Source organism: Lutispora sp. (assembly GCF_041687175.1).
In the GTDB taxonomy this organism is placed as follows: domain Bacteria; phylum Bacillota; class Clostridia; order Lutisporales; family Lutisporaceae; genus Lutispora.
Map to the genome: position 1 here is coordinate 1 of NZ_JAWLCK010000002.1, position 16456 is coordinate 16456.

Consider the following 16456-nt stretch of genomic DNA (forward strand, 5'->3'; position numbering starts at 1 on the left):
CCCCTATCATTTTTGTGGTTATTAATGATAGGTTACATAATATGTTGGAGTTTTTCATTCGTAGATTTTTGGTAATTCAAAGCTAGCACAACGAGTTAACTTAATGTGAGTAAGATACCTTGAATTTATTAGAATGTTAATAAAATAATATTAATTTTTTATTATGTAATTGGAGAAAACCCGTAATAATAGCCGTAAAAACTTACTCCTAAACTTTATGAAATAATACAACTTGCTCTCAAACTTTATGAAATTCATTCTCAAACTTTATGAAAAAAACTAGCACAAATATTGAAGATTATTAAACTCATTCCCAAACTTTATGAAAACCCACAGTTTAATCAAGAACCCCGTAACAGATGGAAGAGAAATCTTCATTTGTTGCGGGATTTGCTTTTTTAAGTGTGGTTTGAAACGCCATTATAATAAACCTTTGATTTGGTTACCTTTGACAGTATAGGTAATGCACATAATAGGTTGACAAGATATAGAATTTATCAATTTAACATTCAAACAAAGCTCTAGTATAATTAATTAAGTTATTAAGAGCAGGAGGTTGGATTATGAAAAGCAATAATAGAATACTTATATTTTCAGCTTTAGGTATCGCTATTAATATAGTTCTTGGGACAGTATCAGGGATGTTAAGCATTCCGTTATTGTTTTTGGATACCATAGGAACAATATTTGTTGCAGTAGTATATGGACCTTTTTATGGTGTCTTAACAGGAGGACTTACAAATGTAGCCTTGGGAGTTATACAGAATCCAAAGAACATACCTTTTGCATTAGTAAATATTGCAGTTGGTATTGTAGTTGGGTTAATTGCAAGAAAGTGGAAGTTTGATTTGAAGACCGCAATTATTACAGGAGCAATACTGGCTATAGTATGTCCACTTATAGGAACACCTATATCAGTATATGTATATGGAGGACTTACTGGAGACTTTAACGATGTGTTCTTCACCTGGTTAGTGCAGACTGGACAAAAAGTTTTTACAGCTGCATTCATACCTAGGATAACAAGCAATATTGTAGATAAGATTATAAGCTGTGTAATAGTTTCATGGCTTGTTGCCAGAATTCCTAAAAGCTATATACAAAACTATACACAAGGAGCTAATTGATGGAGAGAAGCAAAAAGGTAATTTTTACATCTCATTGTATTTTAAATCAAAATACTGTGGTACCTCCTTTGGCAAGGGCAAAGGGACCTTATAGGGATATTATAGAGGTTATTCTTGACAATGGAATAGGTATACATCAACTACCATGTCCGGAATACAGATACTTAGGATTAAAAAGAAAGCCTATGACCAAGGAAGAGTATGATACTAAGGAATTCAGAAAGTTATGTAAAGATATATCAAAAGATACTATAGCTATTATGAAAGAGTATTTAGATAATGGCTATAATATAGTTGGTTTAGTAGGTATAAATAGCAGCCCAAACTGTAGCATAATAGGTGAAAAAGGAATACTTATGGAGGAATTATTAGCTTTATGCCAGGAGGCAAATGTTGAACTCAATATAATAGATGTACCTACAGATTATCATGATGGGGAAAAGGGCGAAGAGTTTATAAACAGGTTTAAAGAATTTATAAGCAATTTATAAAGGTTATTGAGAGAAGTTTTGATTATTATATTATAATATTGAAAATACATAAATCCCGCAGTAGATGGAAGAGAAATCTTCATTTGTTGCGGGATTTTGTTTTTTACGGGGAATGGTTAAGGTATATTATGTTAAGGATAAGTATTTAATTTTAAAGGGAATGAGAAGAGCATTGAATATAGTATGGATAATAAATATACTGATATTAACTCAATTCTATTGATAAATGGGCAAATCATCATACTCCTTCTAAAATTGATGGAATTGATTTTCAAATACTATGGGAAGCAGATTTATTAGAGAATCTAACCGTAATGGATAAACAAAAACAACAGCAGGAAATTAAAAAATGTATTGAAGAGAATTTTAAAACAGATACAGGAAGAAAAATTGCATATAAACGCTTTATATTATCTTAAAGTAGATTATTGATATGGGTGATTATAATGAAGCAAATCAAATACGATGATGCTATATTTTTCAATAAATATAGCAATATGAGCCGTTCAAAAAATGGTCTCGAAGGTGCAGGGGAATGGCATGAACTAAAAAATATGTTACCTGACTTTAGAGATAAGAACTGATATTCAGAATAAAATGAAGACTGAGGTGAGTGCTAAGATGGTAGAAAATATTTTGAATGAAATTAGTAGAGAATTGAAAAGCGTACCGGGCATTATAGGAATCGTTTTGGGTGGTTCAAGAGCAAGAGGGACTAATCATCCAAACTCCGATATTGATATAGGAATATATTATGATGGGTCAGAAGGAGTTGACATTGCTCAAATTAATGCAATTGCAACAAAGTTAGATGATGAACATAGAGAAGGTTTAGTTACAGCTTTAGGGGAATGGGGTCCTTGGGTTAACGGTGGAGGTTGGCTTGTAGTTCAAGGGTATCATGTGGATTTTATATTTCGTGACATAAAAAGAGTGTCACAGGTTATGGATGATTGTTTGGAAGGTAAAGTAACCACTCATTACCAAACTGGTCATCCCCATACCTATCTGAATGTAATGTATATGGGCGAAATTTCTGTCTGCAAAATACTAGTTGACCCTAAGGGTAAAATTTCAGAATTGAAATCTAAGACCATTCCATATCCTAGAACTTTAAAAGATGCAATAGTGCAATATTTTATGTTTGAAGCCTCCTTTTCATTAATGTTTGCTGAGGATAATGTTGATAAGGATGACATTTATTATGTATGTGGACATTGTTTCAGGAGTATTTCTTGTTTAAATCAAGTTTTATTCGCTTTGAATGAGGAATACTGCATTAATGAGAAAAAGGCTGTCAGAATGATTGATGGCTTTAGTATAAAGCCCAAGAATTACAAAAATAGAATAGATAAGATTATCACATTGATTTCTGCTGATAGAGATACTACAAGAGAAGGGATAAATATACTTAAAGAACTTGTTTCTGAAACGGAAGTGCTTCTAAGGAATACTCTAGTTTTAGAGACTAGTGACTAGTGTTTGTGGAGAATAAAATGGCGAAGTTTAGGTCAATCGGAGAAAAAATAAACTTCGCTATTTTTTATGCTTAAAACAGAAAGAGAAGATAAATAGTGCAACAACAGATGTATGAAAATTATGATGGGGTGAGATGGATAGTACTTGAGTTACTTAAAAATTTTTAAATTTTAATATTGACATTGGAAATGAATAGTGGCATTCTAATATTGAACAGCGTTAAATAATAGAACGATGTTAAATGAAATGAGGGATAATCAAATGACTATAGAAAAAAGAAGGCAAAGAGAAATTGAAGAAATGAGGGAGCTTATACTTTCAGCTGCATCTAGCATCATATCTGATGAAGGGATTGACAAATTATCAATAAGGAAAATAGCTAAAAAAATTGAGTACTCTCCATCTATTATTTATCATTATTTCAATGATAAGGAGGAAATATTGAACAATATAATGCAAAGAGGATACAAGAAGATAGTATCAGCTGTATCTTCTGTCGAGTTAAAAAACTCTTCACCAGAAGAAAGATTGGTAAAAATGACTAAAAACTATATAATGACAGCACTAAAAATGCCTGACAAATTTATGGCTGCTCAGTTAAGTAAGTCAGAAGAAGCTTTGAAGCATACTTCTTCGCTTTTTAAGGGGGCTGCAAAAGAAAAGCCAGCTTTATCTTCACTATTTCAATGCTTAAAAGACATATACAAAAATAAAGAAATAGATGATGATACTATAGAACTTACTGCTCAGGTGATTGCAGTATCAACCTTAGGTCTTATTATGAAGATAATTGTAGAAAAAGATATTGGTAAAGAACAAAGAAAAAGATTAATTGATTATTATTCAGAAGATATAGTGTTAAGGATAGTTAATGGCAGCAAAACTAGAGAGGGGAGAAAAGAAATTTAATAAAGTTATAGAAGCACAAAATACTATAGTGGATGCAGTCTCTGGAGCAACGGTGACAACAAAAGCTTATCTTAAAGCCATAGAGAGTGCATTGAATAATCAGCAGGGAGGAACCAAATTAATATTGCTATTTAGATAGGGGGAGGGATTTTGGATGAAGTATAAAAAATCAATTAGCATGCTTATAGGATGTATTGTGGTATTATCGGTATTTGCCTCGTTGGTAGGAATTTTTTCCAGTTCTGGTCCAGGAGTATATGAAATTGAATCATTTAGGGGTGAAACAATTAAAATTCATGGAAAAGGTTTATATAGCTATGATTCTGTATCTGTAGCAGCACAGGGTATAGCACAAGATATAGTAACAATTGTATTAGGGGTTCCTCTATTAGTTATATCACTATTTCTAGCATTAAGAGGCTCTTTAAAAGGTAGATTGCTACTTACGGGAACTTTAGGTTATTTCTTATACACATATATTTCTTATGTTTTTTTGTGGATGTACAATCCAATGTTTATTGTGTATGTGATACTTATGTCAGCAAGCTTCTTTTCATTTATATTATTAATGATGTCATTTGATATTAGTACTTTAGCTTCTGCTTTTAATGAAAAGCTGCCGGTAAGATTTCTGGGTGGATTCCAAATATTCTTTGCTATAGCATTATGTTTACTTTGGATGAAAAAGATAATTCCCACAATAACAAATGGGACTATACCCTTAGGTTTAGAACATTACACAACTCTTGTTATTCAAGGATTAGACTTGGGATTTATAGTACCTATAGCACTATTATCCGGAGTGATGATAATCAAAAGAAAACCTTTTGGATATCTTCTTTCTTCAATAATAATTATGAAAGGTTTTACTATGGGGGCTGCTCTGACAGCTATGATAATCAGCCAATACCTTGCTGGTGTTTCAATGAGTATTATTGAGATAATTATGTTTCCTATGCTTAGTTTGCTTATATGCTACTGCTTGATTTTACTGTTAAAGAATATTAACAGTAAGGATATGGGTACTGAGACAGGAAGGATAAATTTGTAAATGAGGTAGGAAGGTTTCATATTTACTCAAAAGATATTGACAGATAGCCAAGGCAGATATCTCATAGATGTGTTCTATGAGATTTTGTGTTATATACAAAGAAGGAATTTTTATAATCTATGTAGAATGTTAAAATATTACAATACGATTTTAGGGTGGATGAAAAAGTTGATCAGCATAGATACTAATATTCTATTTGATATCATAGCAAAAAATATAGATGTGGGGATAGCCATAATAGATAAGGATGGATATTTGATATATTATAACAAAGCAATGGGTGAAATAGAGGGATTTGACAGCGATGAGGTATTAAATAAGCATATATTTGACCTATTCCCATCGGTTGATATAAAAAATAGCTCTCTTTTCCGCTGTTTGGAAACAGGTAAGCCTATTTATAACGATTTGCAGAGTTATATTAATAAAAAAGGGAAAAAGATATTTTCAATAATAACAAATATACCTATTATAGAGAATGGCAAAATACAAGGCGTTGTAGAATTTGCTGAGAATATAAATAAAATTGATAAGCTATATAAATCTGTTAATAACTGGCTCAACTATCCTAAACTCAATAATTTGGACAGTAATATCAATATGATAAACTATTATAATTTTGATGATTTCAAAACCTGTGACAAGTCGCTTTTGAATCTAATAGAAAAAGTAAAAAGGATAGTTTCTTATGGGTCAAATGTATTGATATATGGTGAAACTGGCACAGGGAAGGAGATAATTGCACAGAGTATACATAATGCAAGCAATAGAAAGAATAAGCCCTTTATTGCGCAAAACTGTGCTGCAATTCCTGAAAACCTATTAGAGTCTATTCTTTTCGGAACTGAAAAGGGAAGCTTTACTGGAGCCATAACTAAAGAAGGACTTTTTGAACAGGCAAATGGGGGAACTTTGCTTTTAGATGAGTTGAATACTCTTCCTGCCTATCTCCAGGCAAAACTATTGAGAGTGCTTCAGGAGGGATATATAAGAAGAGTTGGAGGTAATGAGGTCAGAAAGGTTGATGTCAGAATCATCGCAACAGTCAATGAAGATCCTTTAGAACTTATTAAGTCTCAAAGACTCAGGCAGGACTTATTCTTTAGGTTAAGTACTTTATACATTAGAATACCACCTTTAAGAGAAAGGAAGGATGATATATTTTTCCTTACGAATTATTTTATCAATAAATATAGTTCTCAATTTAGTATACCCCCTAAAAAATTGTCAAAAGAGTTGCAGGACTTTTTTGAGTCTTATGAATGGAAAGGCAATGTTCGAGAGTTAATCAATGTTATAGAATATATAATGATGACAGTAGAAGGTGACGAGGAAATAAGAATAAAGCATCTTCCTGCATATTTATTGGACTATCTGAATAGACAAGATATATATGAAAAAGATACAAACCACGACTCTTATTCTGAATTAATAGATGAATATGAGAAAGGATTAATATTAGATGCACTAAATAAAAATAGATGGAATGTAACTAAAACTGCTAAAGACCTTAAAATAAAAAGGCAAACCCTTCAAAATAAAATTAAGAAGCTGAATATAGATAAGTAGTATTAATAAAACTGCCTACATTATATAAAAATTGCCTATATATGGGCAATTTTTATATTTTGTAATTTTGAACTTATGAGATAAAATCTGATTTTCTAGCTTGGCACGGTTATTGCGACATAGTTATTGCAATATATAATTACTAAAAATAGATAAGGGGGAATTTTAATGAAATATTTAGTATTAGGTAGTGGCCTCCAGGGAAGAGTTGTAGCGTATGATATATTGCAGTTTGAAAAGGGTTCTCAAGTTATACTGGCAGATAATGATGATAAGAATTTAGAGATTGCAGAAAATCTTATTAAAAACGATAATCTTACTGTAGAAAAATTTGATATTTATAATGAAGAAGAGACAGTTGCTTTAATGTCAAAAGCGGATGTAATCATTAATAGCTTACCTCATACATGGGAAATCACAGAAAGATTCTACAAAACATTGGCAAAGACAAGAGATAAAAAGGCTGTCTTAACAGATTACTGGTTATGGGAGAAGCATTATGAATTTGACGAAGCATTGAAAAAAGCAAATGCTTTAGTAGTTCCTGGACTAGGAATCGTACCTGGGTTTGGAAATATATGTGTAGGCCAATTAGCTCATGAATTTGATCAACTAGAAGAAACAGCTATCTATTGTGGCGGGCTTCCAACTAAAAGAGGTGTAGCACCCCTGGACTATATGGTATTGTTCAATGTTGAAGCATTATTAGATTTATATCTGACTCCTCCAACTGTTATACAGGATGGCAGATTAGAAGAGGAAGAAGCTCTTGCTAATTTTGAAACATTTTTGATTCCTGGTTATGGTGAGGTTGATGCTTTAAAAACAGATGGACTTTATAGCTTAAATAAAACCCTAGTGGAAAAGGGTGTTAAAAAGGCAGCAGAATACACATTGCGTTATCCAGGACATTATCAAACAATGCAGATATTTAATGATGCAGGATTTTTCGATAAAGAACCTATAAATGTAAACGGAGTAGAAGTAATTCCCAGGGATGTTTCAGAGGCTGTTCTCAATAAATTAATGGCAAAAATACCTGGAGTAAGAGATTTCACTTATTTATATGTAGTTGGAAAAGGTTTAAAAGATGGAAAATATGTTCAAAAAGCATATGAACTATTGGATTATAGCGATGAAAATATAGGAATTACTTCCATGGAAAGAACAACAGCCTACCCATCATCCATAGCAGCTATGATTATAGCTCATGATGATGGTGGAATGAGGGGAGTTATTGAACCAGAGAATATATTTGTTGGTAAACGCTTTGAAAAAATGGTTGCAGAGCTGGCTAAAAGAGGCGTAATAGTATACCAGAAATAGATGTTCCAGTACCTCTTTCTTCCCACAGCAAATCCAGTATAATTACTGGTTTGCTGTGGGTTTTACTTTCTGGTAGAGAGATAAGGTATAAGGATTAAGATTCTTAATATTATATGTTATTCTAAGTAGAGGACATAAAAATAGAATATGTGAAGTAAATGTCAACTTTATTTTGTGGTGATGAATTTGATATCTGGAATCAGCCATATAACTTTTATTGTTGAAGATTTAGAAAAAGCAACAACATTTTTTCAAGAGATATTCAGGGCTAAAGAAGTGTATTATAGTGGAGAAAAGAAATTTTCCATATCAAGAGAGAAGTTCTTTCTGATAAATGATTTCTGGATTGCGGTTATGGAAGGCAAACTGATTGAAAAGTGATATAGATATTCTGGTGGTAGTAGAAGATGCAATAACAGAGTTGCAAAAGAAGATGTTTATTGATGGTATTATGGCTTTAAATGATGATTTGCCAGCCAAAGGTTTAGAGTTAAGCATAGTTAGAAGTGAGTATTGCAAGAATTTTGTTACCCAACACCCTTTGATTTCCACTTTTCAAATATGCATCTCTCTTGGTATAAGAGTAACCCTGCTGAATATATAAGAAAAATGAATGGTACTGACCATGATTTAGCAGCACATTTCGTTATTACTAAGAAAAGAGGCATTGTATTATATGGAAAAGAAATTGATAATGTTTTTGGAGAGATACCATCTGAAGCATATCTAGATAGCATTAAGAGAAATATTATAGATTCAGAAAATGAAGTGATAGAGAATCCTATTTATACTATATTGAATCTATGCAGAGTCTTGGCATATGTACAGAATGGCCTGGTGCTTTCCAAGAAAGAAGGCGGCGAATGGGGGTTAAAAAATATTTATAGTAATTACCATAGATTAATAAAAGACGTGCTAATATGCTATGCATCAGACCAGAAAATGATTTTTAATGATTCTCTTACAGTGGAGTTTTGTAAATATATGAAAAACAAGATAGGATTATAATGAGTTGATACATATCATATGTGCCTGATGAAAGGGGAATTGAACCGTGTTTACGGATGTAGAAATCAAATTAAAGAAAAGAAATAAAGTGCTGTTTTCACGTGATAGCAAGTGCCTGCAAGATTTGATAGGATTAATCCAGTTACAAAATCACCGGACTCTTGTAATGTGGGCGCTGGATTGTGCAAAAGTGCCTTTAGAGCAATTTGAAGCAAAGTATCCTGATGAATCCAGGCCAAGAACCTGTTTAGAGCTTTGCGAGGATTGGGCAAGAGGTAAAATTAAAATGCCCATTGCAAAAAGAGCCATTTTAGATTCACATGCTGTGGCAAAAGAAATTAACGACAGCGAATATGGTGCTTTATGTCACGCAATCGGTCATGCTGGAGCTACAGTTCATGTAGAAACACATGCTTTAGGTTTACCTTTTTACGAATTGACAGCAATAGTATTGAAATACGGAAAAAATAGCTTTCAGAAGCCAATTAGCGAAAAGATAAATTATTACCTGAGTCGTCTGATGTATTGGCAAGAAAATACCGATAAACTCGGACTTGGTTGGGCAGACTTTTTAATGGATGATACTAGACCTAATAAGGAAAAATTATTGAGCGATAAACGAAAATTGATGAGTTCTAATAATAGTAGGAGGGAAGGAGATAAAAAATGAACAAAAAATATACAGAAGTAAACTCCAAGGTTATTGATAAATGGGTAGAAGAAGGCTGGGAGTGGGGACAACCTATAAGTCACGAGGTATTTGAAAAAGCAAGGAATAATGAATGGTATGTGGTATTAACACCAACTAAACCAGTGCCAAAGGATTGGTTTTGCGAAATGAAGGATGCTCAAGTATTAGGCTTGGCATCTGGCGGTGGTCAGCAGATGCCTATATTTGCAGCACTAGGTGCAAAGTGTACGGTATTGGATTATTCAGAAAAGCAATTGCTTAAAGAAAAAGAGGTTGCGGAAAGAGAAAACTATGAGATTAAACTGGTAAAGGCAGACATGACAAATCCTTTGCCTTTTGAAGATGAATCCTTCGACTTGATTTTTCATCCGGTTTCTAATTGCTATATCGAGGATGTTCTATCTGTTTGGAAAGAATGCTATAGGGTTTTGAAAAAAGGGGGGATTTTACTGGCAGGATTGGATAACGGCATTAACTATGTTTTTGATGATGAAGAGAAAATGCTAGTCCACAAACTGCCGTTTAATCCATTGAAAGATAAACAACTATACGAAGAATCAATGAAAAATGATTGGGGAATTCAGTTTTCACATACCATTGAAGAACAAATAGGAGGACAATTAAAAGCAGGCTTTGTCCTTACAGATATATATCAAGATACAAATGGTGAAGGCAGACTTCATGAATTCAATGTGCCAACTTTTTATGCCACAAGGGCAGTTAAAAAGTAAGATTACCAATGGCAAATTTATAAGTATTATTGTTTGTGTATTGAGGAGGCGTACATGAATAACAATAGAAACATTGATCGCTATAAAAGATTTTATGTAGATATGAATTTTGACAGGGCAGGATTGTTTGAAATATTAAAAGAGGAATATGCCTGTAGTACGGTTTTATATCCAGGCTGTTCTATACATATAACCCCTTCCTTTTATTTTCAGCATGTAGTGTATGTGGATATCAGTGAGACTGCAAAGAAGTTCTTTGATGATATTAACAATGTTTTAGATTATATAAACAGCAATAAAAAATATAAGCAGTCTGCCTATGTACAGTTTATTCATGGTGATTATACAAAGCCGCTTCCTGTAAGAGAGGGTAATTATGATCTGCTTATCGCATTATATGCTGGAGAAATCACTCAATCATGCAAGAAGTACGTTAAACCTGGTGGAATCATACTAACCAATAATCATCAAAAGGATGCAGAAAAGTTATTGGCAGATCCTTCAATAACTTTAGATAGTCTGATTTACAAAAAAGGAAAGAAGTATGTGATAGAGAAAGATATCAATGATGATTTTGAAGTTGTTCTTAAAAAATATTGTGGTAAGAAAAACGGTATGAAAAATACCAATAAAGGTCTGGAATATGTAGATAATCAATGCTATTTTGTGTTTAAGAAGAATAAGTAGGAATGAGAAATTATATAGGATTTGAAATAACAAGGGTTGTTGAGTCTGAACCTGAAGAAAATATGCTTAACACAGTACCTGCAAAGTTGGATGAATTGCGCTGGCTAATGATGCTGCTTTATGGGGCAAAAGGTGGTTACACCATATCTTGTATTCAATGGTAATTGTAAAGAAGCTTTAGATTTTTATCAAAAAGTGTTTGGATGTGAAGAGGCAAGGTTAATGCCATACGGCGAGTATGTTCCTGATGGGATTGAAACGCCCACCATCGGATTTAAGCAACTGGATTTTACATGCTGAAATGCAAATCTACGGGACAAAATTCTGGTTTGCTGATGAAGTTGGTGCTACGGAGAAGGGGAATATAGTCAGACTGACTGCCACAGTACCTACTTCTATAGAAGCACAGAAAATATTTGATAGATTGAAAGAAAACGCTGAGATTACACTTCCACCTACTGAAACATTTTATAGTACATTTCATGCCGCATTGACTGATAAATTTGGCGTTGGTTGGAATATAGTAGCAGAAGAAGTACCAAACCAGATAAAATAGAAACTTACATTGACATTGGATGTGGATTTAGATGTTTCTATAAACTATAGTGTAAAATAAAGGTATAGTTAGATAACTATATAAAATAATTATTACCGCCTTTTTGTTAATTGAAAGGAGGAAAATCATGAAAGTAGAAGTAGTAGAATACAATAGAGAATGGCCATCACTATTTGAAGAAGAAGCTCAAAAGATTAAAAATATCCTTGGAGACGAGTTAATTGAGATTCATCATATTGGAAGTACTTCGGTTGAAAACCTAAAAGCCAAACCAATTATTGATATTATGCCTGTTGTGAGAGATATTAATAAAGTTGACAATTACAATGAAGAATTTATTAAGCTGGGTTATGAGCCAAAAGGGGAATATGGCATAGCTAGAAGAAGATTTTTCAGAAAGGGATCTATAATAAGGACTCACCATGTCCATATATTCGATATAAGTAATACCTATGAGATTGAAAGGCATTTGGCAGTGCGGGATTATTTAAGAACACATCCGCAGGATGCATTTGAATATGGAGAGTTGAAGAGTAAATTAGCAGCTATGTATCCCTCAGATATTGAAGCTTATTGCGATGGTAAAGATGCCTTTGTTAAAGAGTTGGAAAGAAAAGCGTTAAAATGGTATTTGGGTGAAATGTAAGTGGGGGAATGGGCACGCTAAAGAAGTCTGGGAAAGACACGGTAAGCATGATACATATATGACCATGGATGAAATAAGGGCATTAGCAAAAAAACATATACCCACAGCAAAAATAAAGAGAAAGCTTTTTTGGAGATATTTATTAGTATGGCAAAAGTAATCTGTATACTTATTTAGCTTCATATAGGGGTGAGAATATTGGTTGAAGAAAGAAAGAAGATAAGGTTGCTTTTATACGGAAGTATGTTTTTGGCTATTATATTTGGAGTGTATGCTCAAGATATTGCTTATTTATTGTATTATAATTTATCTATACCTTTACTGGCGGGTTTGAGCATTGTAACTATATTTAGCATACTTTTCTTTTTGATTCCACCTATATTGATATCCAAGGTTAATAAACAAAATAAATTTGGAAAGAAAGAAATTAAAATATATTTAGGTGTTAATGCTTTAATAGGTATAGTTATATCTTTATTTTCATTAATTGTTTTGGCAGCATGGTGGGGTTAATATAAAGAATTATAACATTCCATGCAGCTCTGACTGATAAATTTGGTGTTGCTTGGAACATCGTAGCGGAAGAAGCACCAAATCATAAATAACAGCCGAATTCTTTTATCGTGAGAGCATAAGAAACAAGGGTTTTTGATAGAGTATGCTTTTATATAAATGATTTATATTAGGGGGAATAGTGATGGTCATTTATACTATTGGATTTACAAGAAAATCCGCTGAAGAGTTTTTCGGGTTACTAAAAAAGAATGATGTTAAGCATCTAATAGATATTAGATTAAATAACTCCAGTCAACTAGCAGGATTTACGAAAGGAAGCGATCTCAAATACTTTTTAAGGGAGTTGTTAGGTATTGGATATATACATGATACAAAGTTTAGCCCGACTAAAGAAATTATTGATAGCTACAAGAAGAAGTCAATTTCATGGAGTGAGTATGAAGAAAAATTTATACAGTTGCTTGATGAAAGAGACATTAGAAAACATGTAATCGAAAATCTTTATGATGTTTTGGACGGTTGCTGCCTTTTATGCAGTGAAGAAACAGCAGAGAAGTGTCACAGAAGATTAGTTGCTGAATATATACAGAGAGCATTTCCAGATAAAGAAATAAGGATTGTACATATATAATACAGAAATAGATATATGGAGAGACATAAAAAAATCAGCGAAGTAGTAGGAAGAATTCCTATAGCTTAGCTGTTTTTTTATGCAAAAATTTTTTGTACAAGTGTTAACATTTTTGTACATGCCTAAATATATTGTACTGAGGGATAAAGCAGGAGCTTTATTTTCTATAAAAAACATGCTTTGAAAGGAGGGATATTATGGCACCGAAAGACAATGCTATAGACAAGAATCTGCAGCCTTTATATGATAATGAATATGAAGAAGAAGAGCAGACTAATTTTCAAAAACAGATAAATAAGCAAATTAACTACAATCCTTTTGTTCAAAAATTAATTATAAAGCAGGGACAGGGACAAAAAGCAGAAAACGAAGCAGAGAGTGAAGCGGAGGCTAAGGCAATAGCAGAGGCTGAAGTTGAAAATGAATCTGAAGAAAAACCATACGGAAGGTCATATAGATAAAGCAATTAATGAATGAATAATATAGAAATTTTATATAATGAAAGGGGGGCCAATTAATGGTAGACATCAAAGACAATAAGTTTAATGTGGATTTGGCTAAGCATATTGAGAAGGATATAGATGTTGAAAAAGAGTTTGAGAAGGACAGCCAGTTCAGCAAACAGAAGCAATTCAATAAACAATACAACTATAACTGGTTTGACCAAAAAGTTATAGTAAAGCAGGCACAGGGACAAAGAGCAGATAATGACGCAGACAGTATCTCAGGTGCTGAAGCTACATCTGTAGCAGGCGCCGAAGGTAAAAGATAAAATCAGGTAAATATTTTCTCCTAACCTCACAAAGGAGATGAGTAATGCTATGAAGGATAATAATGAGACACTTCTACTTGAAGATAATGATATTGATAAGAAAAAAGTGAGTACTGGAACCAATAAGAAGCTACAGCATCAGCAAAGCTTACAAAGCAACAAACAGGATTTGGATCAGGCGGTAGAACTTGATGTAAAACCTTCACAGCTCAATCTCCAGAGAATAGACGTAACAATAAACAATAAAATTGAGAATTATTTGGGAAGAATTATTGGTTCCGTATTAAGGGAAACAGATGGAGAACAGGTGGCCAATGCGGTGATTCTACTATACTTTGGATCAAGAACAGAATTTCCTGTTTATAGAACTGCTTCTGATGAAAATGGGAATTTCGCTATAGATAATTTACCACCTGGGTTCTATACAATTGTTGCAACGTTTAATGATATGCAGTGCATGGCGCGCAATATAAAAGTCCTTCCAAGCGAAATTTGTGAGCAATCCTTATCATTAGTACAAAGAGTGAACTATGGTTTTAACCAGAATACTTGGTAGGTTACAGGCTTAAAAACATCTCCTTTCTTGTGATAATAGAAGCAGGAAAGGAGATGTTTGCTTATGCTAATGTATGATTATCAAAATAGAAGTCAGATAATTTAGTAAGTTAGAAAGCAAAACAACAGAGTGTGGACGAAATCCTGATAAATGAGAATATAGAGCTGGATGTTGTTCATAATATATTATTGGTACCATTAAGGTTTCATGCAAGGAATGAGATAAGTTGAAAAACAATATGGAAATACTTGACATAGGCTATTATAAATTATATAATTTGGATAACAGTTATTAATTGAAAATAATTAACATTTAAACATTTTGCATAGACTATGTTAAACTCATTGACATTGAATGGATGCGAACACAAGGGACTTTTTATTATTACTATAAAATAATAAATAGGAGGATGAAAATATGCCTAACTTTGCTAATCCGTTTCAAGGAAATGTAGATCGTAAGCTGACAAAAGAGGAATTGATTCAGGCGATACGTCTGAATATTGCAGGCGAACTTGAAGCTATCTATGTTTATGACGCCCATGTCCAAGCGACAGATAATGAAATAGCTAAAAAGGTTATTGCAGATATTCGTGATGAGGAAAAAGCTCATGTGGGAGAATTGATGGAACTCCTTAGAATTCTTGATCCTCAGGAAGCAGAATGGTTTGCTTCCGGTCAGGAGGAAGTCAGAGAAATGCTAGAAGATTTAGGGATCAATGTACCCAAGGAAGAAAAGAAGAATAATTCAAATTCTCCTACCGTTGGTAGTCTATTAGACAAGTAGAGATGTTTTGGATATTAATAAGGAGGTTAAATTATGAGTTATTTATCAAGAGAAGCTTCTACCTTTTCTGATAAGCTTTGGGAAGATATAGATGCGGCAGTTATTGAAGCGGCTCGCAGAGCTCTTGTTGGCAGAAGATTTTTGCATATATTCGGCCCCCTTGGAATTGGAGTCAACTACATAGCCATTGACGATGTGGATGAGGTTGATGAAGTATCAGAAAAAGGTATCATTACTACTAAGGGAAGAAAATATGTTGAAATACCTACCATATATGACGATTTCACGTTGCTTGCAAAAGATTTGGAGAATAGCGAAAAAATGGGTTTTCCTGTTGATCTTTCAAAAGCCATGGCTTCGGCGGAAGCCTGTGCATTAAAAGAAGATAGATTAATATTCTATGGTGATAGTGAGCTTGGGTATGAGGGATTGCTAACTGCAGAAGGTATCAATAAAGTTGCAAAAAAAGATTGGTCTGAAGGAGAAAATGCTTTTATAGATGTGGCTTCTGCCATTGAACTTTTGACGGAAAATGGCATTTACGGGCCCTATGCCCTTGTATTAAGCCTGGATCTTTACATGCAATTGCAGAGGTTGCAACCTGGAACCGGATTGTTGGAGATAGACAGGATTAGCAAGCTGGTGGACGGAAGAATATACAAATCACCTGTATTAGGAAAAGGCAAGGCTGTGCTTGTATCTCCTGAGTCAAGGAATATGGATCTTGTCATAGGGCAGGATATGGCAGCTGCTTATTTGGAGCAGAAAGATCTGAACCATGTTCTAAGGGTACTAGAAACTGTTTTGCTACGCATTAAACGAAGAAAAGCCATTGTGGTTTTTGAATAAGAACATGGAATGCCGTTGACATTAGAAATTGCATATAATATAATTTACTTGTAAATTTTGAAAGGAAGGTACTAA

The 16456-nt window shown here is 33.3% G+C and carries 25 protein-coding genes and 2 pseudogenes; all 27 read left to right on the forward strand.

Annotated elements, in window-relative coordinates:
• Window positions 1-563 precede the first annotated feature (563 nt).
• A complete protein-coding gene (locus ACESM9_RS00605) occupies window positions 564-1127 on the forward strand; it encodes a CD3073 family putative ECF transporter S component (RefSeq protein ID WP_372994230.1) in 564 nt (187 codons plus the stop codon).
• On the forward strand, window positions 1127-1618 hold the full coding sequence (locus ACESM9_RS00610; protein ID WP_372994232.1) for a CD3072 family TudS-related putative desulfidase: 492 nt from the start codon (window positions 1127-1129) through the stop codon (window positions 1616-1618). The genes ACESM9_RS00605 and ACESM9_RS00610 overlap by 1 nt, the downstream gene beginning before the upstream one ends.
• Before the next feature lie 233 nt (window positions 1619-1851).
• Window positions 1852-2037, forward strand: a pseudogene (locus tag ACESM9_RS00615) (phosphohydrolase); the annotation flags it as partial.
• Window positions 2038-2064: 27 nt separating this feature from the next.
• Window positions 2065-2196, forward strand: a pseudogene (locus ACESM9_RS00620) (SAM-dependent methyltransferase); the annotation flags it as partial.
• A gap of 43 nt (window positions 2197-2239) precedes the next feature.
• Entirely contained in the window at window positions 2240-3097 is an 858-nt protein-coding gene (locus ACESM9_RS00625; RefSeq protein ID WP_372994234.1) for a nucleotidyltransferase domain-containing protein, read from the forward strand.
• Window positions 3098-3358: 261 nt separating this feature from the next.
• On the forward strand, window positions 3359-4006 hold the full coding sequence (locus ACESM9_RS00630; RefSeq protein ID WP_372994236.1) for a TetR/AcrR family transcriptional regulator: 648 nt from the start codon (window positions 3359-3361) through the stop codon (window positions 4004-4006).
• Window positions 3969-4145 carry an FMN-binding protein gene (locus tag ACESM9_RS00635; RefSeq protein WP_372994238.1) on the forward strand — a complete coding sequence of 59 codons (177 nt, stop codon included), beginning with the start codon at window positions 3969-3971 and terminating at the stop codon, window positions 4143-4145. Before ACESM9_RS00630 ends, ACESM9_RS00635 begins: the two co-directional genes overlap by 38 nt.
• A 15-nt stretch (window positions 4146-4160) precedes the next feature.
• Window positions 4161-5057 (forward strand): hypothetical protein, encoded by an 897-nt coding sequence (locus ACESM9_RS00640; RefSeq protein WP_372994240.1) that lies wholly within the window; start codon window positions 4161-4163, stop codon window positions 5055-5057.
• A gap of 159 nt (window positions 5058-5216) precedes the next feature.
• The gene (locus tag ACESM9_RS00645) at window positions 5217-6626 is read left to right on the forward strand and encodes a sigma-54 interaction domain-containing protein (RefSeq protein WP_372994242.1); all 1410 of its coding nucleotides are present in this window, start codon (window positions 5217-5219) and stop codon (window positions 6624-6626) included.
• A 168-nt stretch (window positions 6627-6794) separates the two neighbouring features.
• Complete coding sequence (locus tag ACESM9_RS00650) at window positions 6795-7952, forward strand: saccharopine dehydrogenase family protein (RefSeq protein WP_372994244.1); 1158 nt, start codon at window positions 6795-6797, stop codon at window positions 7950-7952.
• Between the two features lie 180 nt (window positions 7953-8132).
• Entirely contained in the window at window positions 8133-8333 is a 201-nt protein-coding gene (locus ACESM9_RS00655) for a VOC family protein (protein WP_372994374.1), read from the forward strand.
• Window positions 8323-8556, forward strand: coding sequence for a hypothetical protein (locus tag ACESM9_RS00660; protein WP_372994246.1), 234 nt, complete (start codon window positions 8323-8325; stop codon window positions 8554-8556). Before ACESM9_RS00655 ends, ACESM9_RS00660 begins: the two co-directional genes overlap by 11 nt.
• Before the next feature lie 5 nt (window positions 8557-8561).
• Window positions 8562-8960, forward strand: coding sequence for a DUF4111 domain-containing protein (locus ACESM9_RS00665; RefSeq protein ID WP_372994248.1), 399 nt, complete (start codon window positions 8562-8564; stop codon window positions 8958-8960).
• A gap of 46 nt (window positions 8961-9006) precedes the next feature.
• A complete protein-coding gene (locus tag ACESM9_RS00670) occupies window positions 9007-9630 on the forward strand; it encodes a putative immunity protein (RefSeq protein ID WP_372994250.1) in 624 nt (207 codons plus the stop codon).
• The gene (locus tag ACESM9_RS00675) at window positions 9627-10382 is read left to right on the forward strand and encodes a class I SAM-dependent methyltransferase (protein ID WP_372994252.1); all 756 of its coding nucleotides are present in this window, start codon (window positions 9627-9629) and stop codon (window positions 10380-10382) included. Before ACESM9_RS00670 ends, ACESM9_RS00675 begins: the two co-directional genes overlap by 4 nt.
• A gap of 54 nt (window positions 10383-10436) precedes the next feature.
• Window positions 10437-11069: a class I SAM-dependent methyltransferase gene (locus tag ACESM9_RS00680; protein ID WP_372994254.1), complete on the forward strand. Its 633-nt coding sequence runs from the start codon at window positions 10437-10439 to the stop codon at window positions 11067-11069.
• 2 nt (window positions 11070-11071) lie between these two features.
• Entirely contained in the window at window positions 11072-11233 is a 162-nt protein-coding gene (locus ACESM9_RS00685) for a hypothetical protein (RefSeq protein ID WP_372994256.1), read from the forward strand.
• Window positions 11234-11307: 74 nt separating this feature from the next.
• On the forward strand, window positions 11308-11625 hold the full coding sequence (locus ACESM9_RS00690; RefSeq protein WP_372994258.1) for a VOC family protein: 318 nt from the start codon (window positions 11308-11310) through the stop codon (window positions 11623-11625).
• 127 nt (window positions 11626-11752) lie between these two features.
• Window positions 11753-12271, forward strand: a complete 519-nt coding sequence (locus ACESM9_RS00695; RefSeq protein ID WP_372994260.1) for a GrpB family protein — start codon at window positions 11753-11755, stop codon at window positions 12269-12271.
• Complete coding sequence (locus ACESM9_RS00700) at window positions 12261-12431, forward strand: hypothetical protein (RefSeq protein WP_372994262.1); 171 nt, start codon at window positions 12261-12263, stop codon at window positions 12429-12431. The genes ACESM9_RS00695 and ACESM9_RS00700 overlap by 11 nt, the downstream gene beginning before the upstream one ends.
• A gap of 38 nt (window positions 12432-12469) precedes the next feature.
• Window positions 12470-12784 (forward strand): hypothetical protein, encoded by a 315-nt coding sequence (locus ACESM9_RS00705; RefSeq protein WP_372994264.1) that lies wholly within the window; start codon window positions 12470-12472, stop codon window positions 12782-12784.
• Window positions 12785-12968: 184 nt separating this feature from the next.
• Complete coding sequence (locus ACESM9_RS00710; protein ID WP_372994266.1) at window positions 12969-13418, forward strand: DUF488 family protein; 450 nt, start codon at window positions 12969-12971, stop codon at window positions 13416-13418.
• A 197-nt stretch (window positions 13419-13615) separates the two neighbouring features.
• Window positions 13616-13879 (forward strand): hypothetical protein, encoded by a 264-nt coding sequence (locus ACESM9_RS00715; RefSeq protein WP_372994268.1) that lies wholly within the window; start codon window positions 13616-13618, stop codon window positions 13877-13879.
• A gap of 56 nt (window positions 13880-13935) precedes the next feature.
• Window positions 13936-14190 carry a hypothetical protein gene (locus ACESM9_RS00720; RefSeq protein WP_372994270.1) on the forward strand — a complete coding sequence of 85 codons (255 nt, stop codon included), beginning with the start codon at window positions 13936-13938 and terminating at the stop codon, window positions 14188-14190.
• A gap of 49 nt (window positions 14191-14239) precedes the next feature.
• Window positions 14240-14746 (forward strand): carboxypeptidase-like regulatory domain-containing protein, encoded by a 507-nt coding sequence (locus ACESM9_RS00725; protein ID WP_372994272.1) that lies wholly within the window; start codon window positions 14240-14242, stop codon window positions 14744-14746.
• A 417-nt stretch (window positions 14747-15163) separates the two neighbouring features.
• Window positions 15164-15532 (forward strand): demethoxyubiquinone hydroxylase family protein, encoded by a 369-nt coding sequence (locus ACESM9_RS00730; protein WP_372994274.1) that lies wholly within the window; start codon window positions 15164-15166, stop codon window positions 15530-15532.
• 33 nt (window positions 15533-15565) lie between these two features.
• Window positions 15566-16381 carry a family 1 encapsulin nanocompartment shell protein gene (locus ACESM9_RS00735; protein ID WP_372994276.1) on the forward strand — a complete coding sequence of 272 codons (816 nt, stop codon included), beginning with the start codon at window positions 15566-15568 and terminating at the stop codon, window positions 16379-16381.
• Window positions 16382-16456: the final 75 nt, after the last annotated feature.

What these genes read in the sequence shown, in the direction of transcription:
- ACESM9_RS00605 (WP_372994230.1), top strand. Translation starts at nt 564, where the DNA reads ATGAAAAGCAATAATAGAATACTTATATTTTCAGCTTTAGGTATCGCT.
- ACESM9_RS00610 (WP_372994232.1), top strand. Translation starts at nt 1,127, where the DNA reads ATGGAGAGAAGCAAAAAGGTAATTTTTACATCTCATTGTATTTTAAAT.
- ACESM9_RS00625 (WP_372994234.1), top strand. Translation starts at nt 2,240, where the DNA reads ATGGTAGAAAATATTTTGAATGAAATTAGTAGAGAATTGAAAAGCGTA.
- ACESM9_RS00630 (WP_372994236.1), top strand. Translation starts at nt 3,359, where the DNA reads ATGACTATAGAAAAAAGAAGGCAAAGAGAAATTGAAGAAATGAGGGAG.
- ACESM9_RS00635 (WP_372994238.1), top strand. Translation starts at nt 3,969, where the DNA reads ATGGCAGCAAAACTAGAGAGGGGAGAAAAGAAATTTAATAAAGTTATA.
- ACESM9_RS00640 (WP_372994240.1), top strand. Translation starts at nt 4,161, where the DNA reads ATGAAGTATAAAAAATCAATTAGCATGCTTATAGGATGTATTGTGGTA.
- ACESM9_RS00645 (WP_372994242.1), top strand. Translation starts at nt 5,217, where the DNA reads ATGAAAAAGTTGATCAGCATAGATACTAATATTCTATTTGATATCATA.
- ACESM9_RS00650 (WP_372994244.1), top strand. Translation starts at nt 6,795, where the DNA reads ATGAAATATTTAGTATTAGGTAGTGGCCTCCAGGGAAGAGTTGTAGCG.
- ACESM9_RS00655 (WP_372994374.1), top strand. Translation starts at nt 8,133, where the DNA reads ATGAATTTGATATCTGGAATCAGCCATATAACTTTTATTGTTGAAGAT.
- ACESM9_RS00665 (WP_372994248.1), top strand. Translation starts at nt 8,562, where the DNA reads ATGAATGGTACTGACCATGATTTAGCAGCACATTTCGTTATTACTAAG.
- ACESM9_RS00675 (WP_372994252.1), top strand. Translation starts at nt 9,627, where the DNA reads ATGAACAAAAAATATACAGAAGTAAACTCCAAGGTTATTGATAAATGG.
- ACESM9_RS00680 (WP_372994254.1), top strand. Translation starts at nt 10,437, where the DNA reads ATGAATAACAATAGAAACATTGATCGCTATAAAAGATTTTATGTAGAT.
- ACESM9_RS00685 (WP_372994256.1), top strand. Translation starts at nt 11,072, where the DNA reads ATGAGAAATTATATAGGATTTGAAATAACAAGGGTTGTTGAGTCTGAA.
- ACESM9_RS00690 (WP_372994258.1), top strand. Translation starts at nt 11,308, where the DNA reads ATGTTCCTGATGGGATTGAAACGCCCACCATCGGATTTAAGCAACTGG.
- ACESM9_RS00695 (WP_372994260.1), top strand. Translation starts at nt 11,753, where the DNA reads ATGAAAGTAGAAGTAGTAGAATACAATAGAGAATGGCCATCACTATTT.
- ACESM9_RS00710 (WP_372994266.1), top strand. Translation starts at nt 12,969, where the DNA reads ATGGTCATTTATACTATTGGATTTACAAGAAAATCCGCTGAAGAGTTT.
- ACESM9_RS00715 (WP_372994268.1), top strand. Translation starts at nt 13,616, where the DNA reads ATGGCACCGAAAGACAATGCTATAGACAAGAATCTGCAGCCTTTATAT.
- ACESM9_RS00720 (WP_372994270.1), top strand. Translation starts at nt 13,936, where the DNA reads ATGGTAGACATCAAAGACAATAAGTTTAATGTGGATTTGGCTAAGCAT.
- ACESM9_RS00725 (WP_372994272.1), top strand. Translation starts at nt 14,240, where the DNA reads ATGAAGGATAATAATGAGACACTTCTACTTGAAGATAATGATATTGAT.
- ACESM9_RS00730 (WP_372994274.1), top strand. Translation starts at nt 15,164, where the DNA reads ATGCCTAACTTTGCTAATCCGTTTCAAGGAAATGTAGATCGTAAGCTG.
- ACESM9_RS00735 (WP_372994276.1), top strand. Translation starts at nt 15,566, where the DNA reads ATGAGTTATTTATCAAGAGAAGCTTCTACCTTTTCTGATAAGCTTTGG.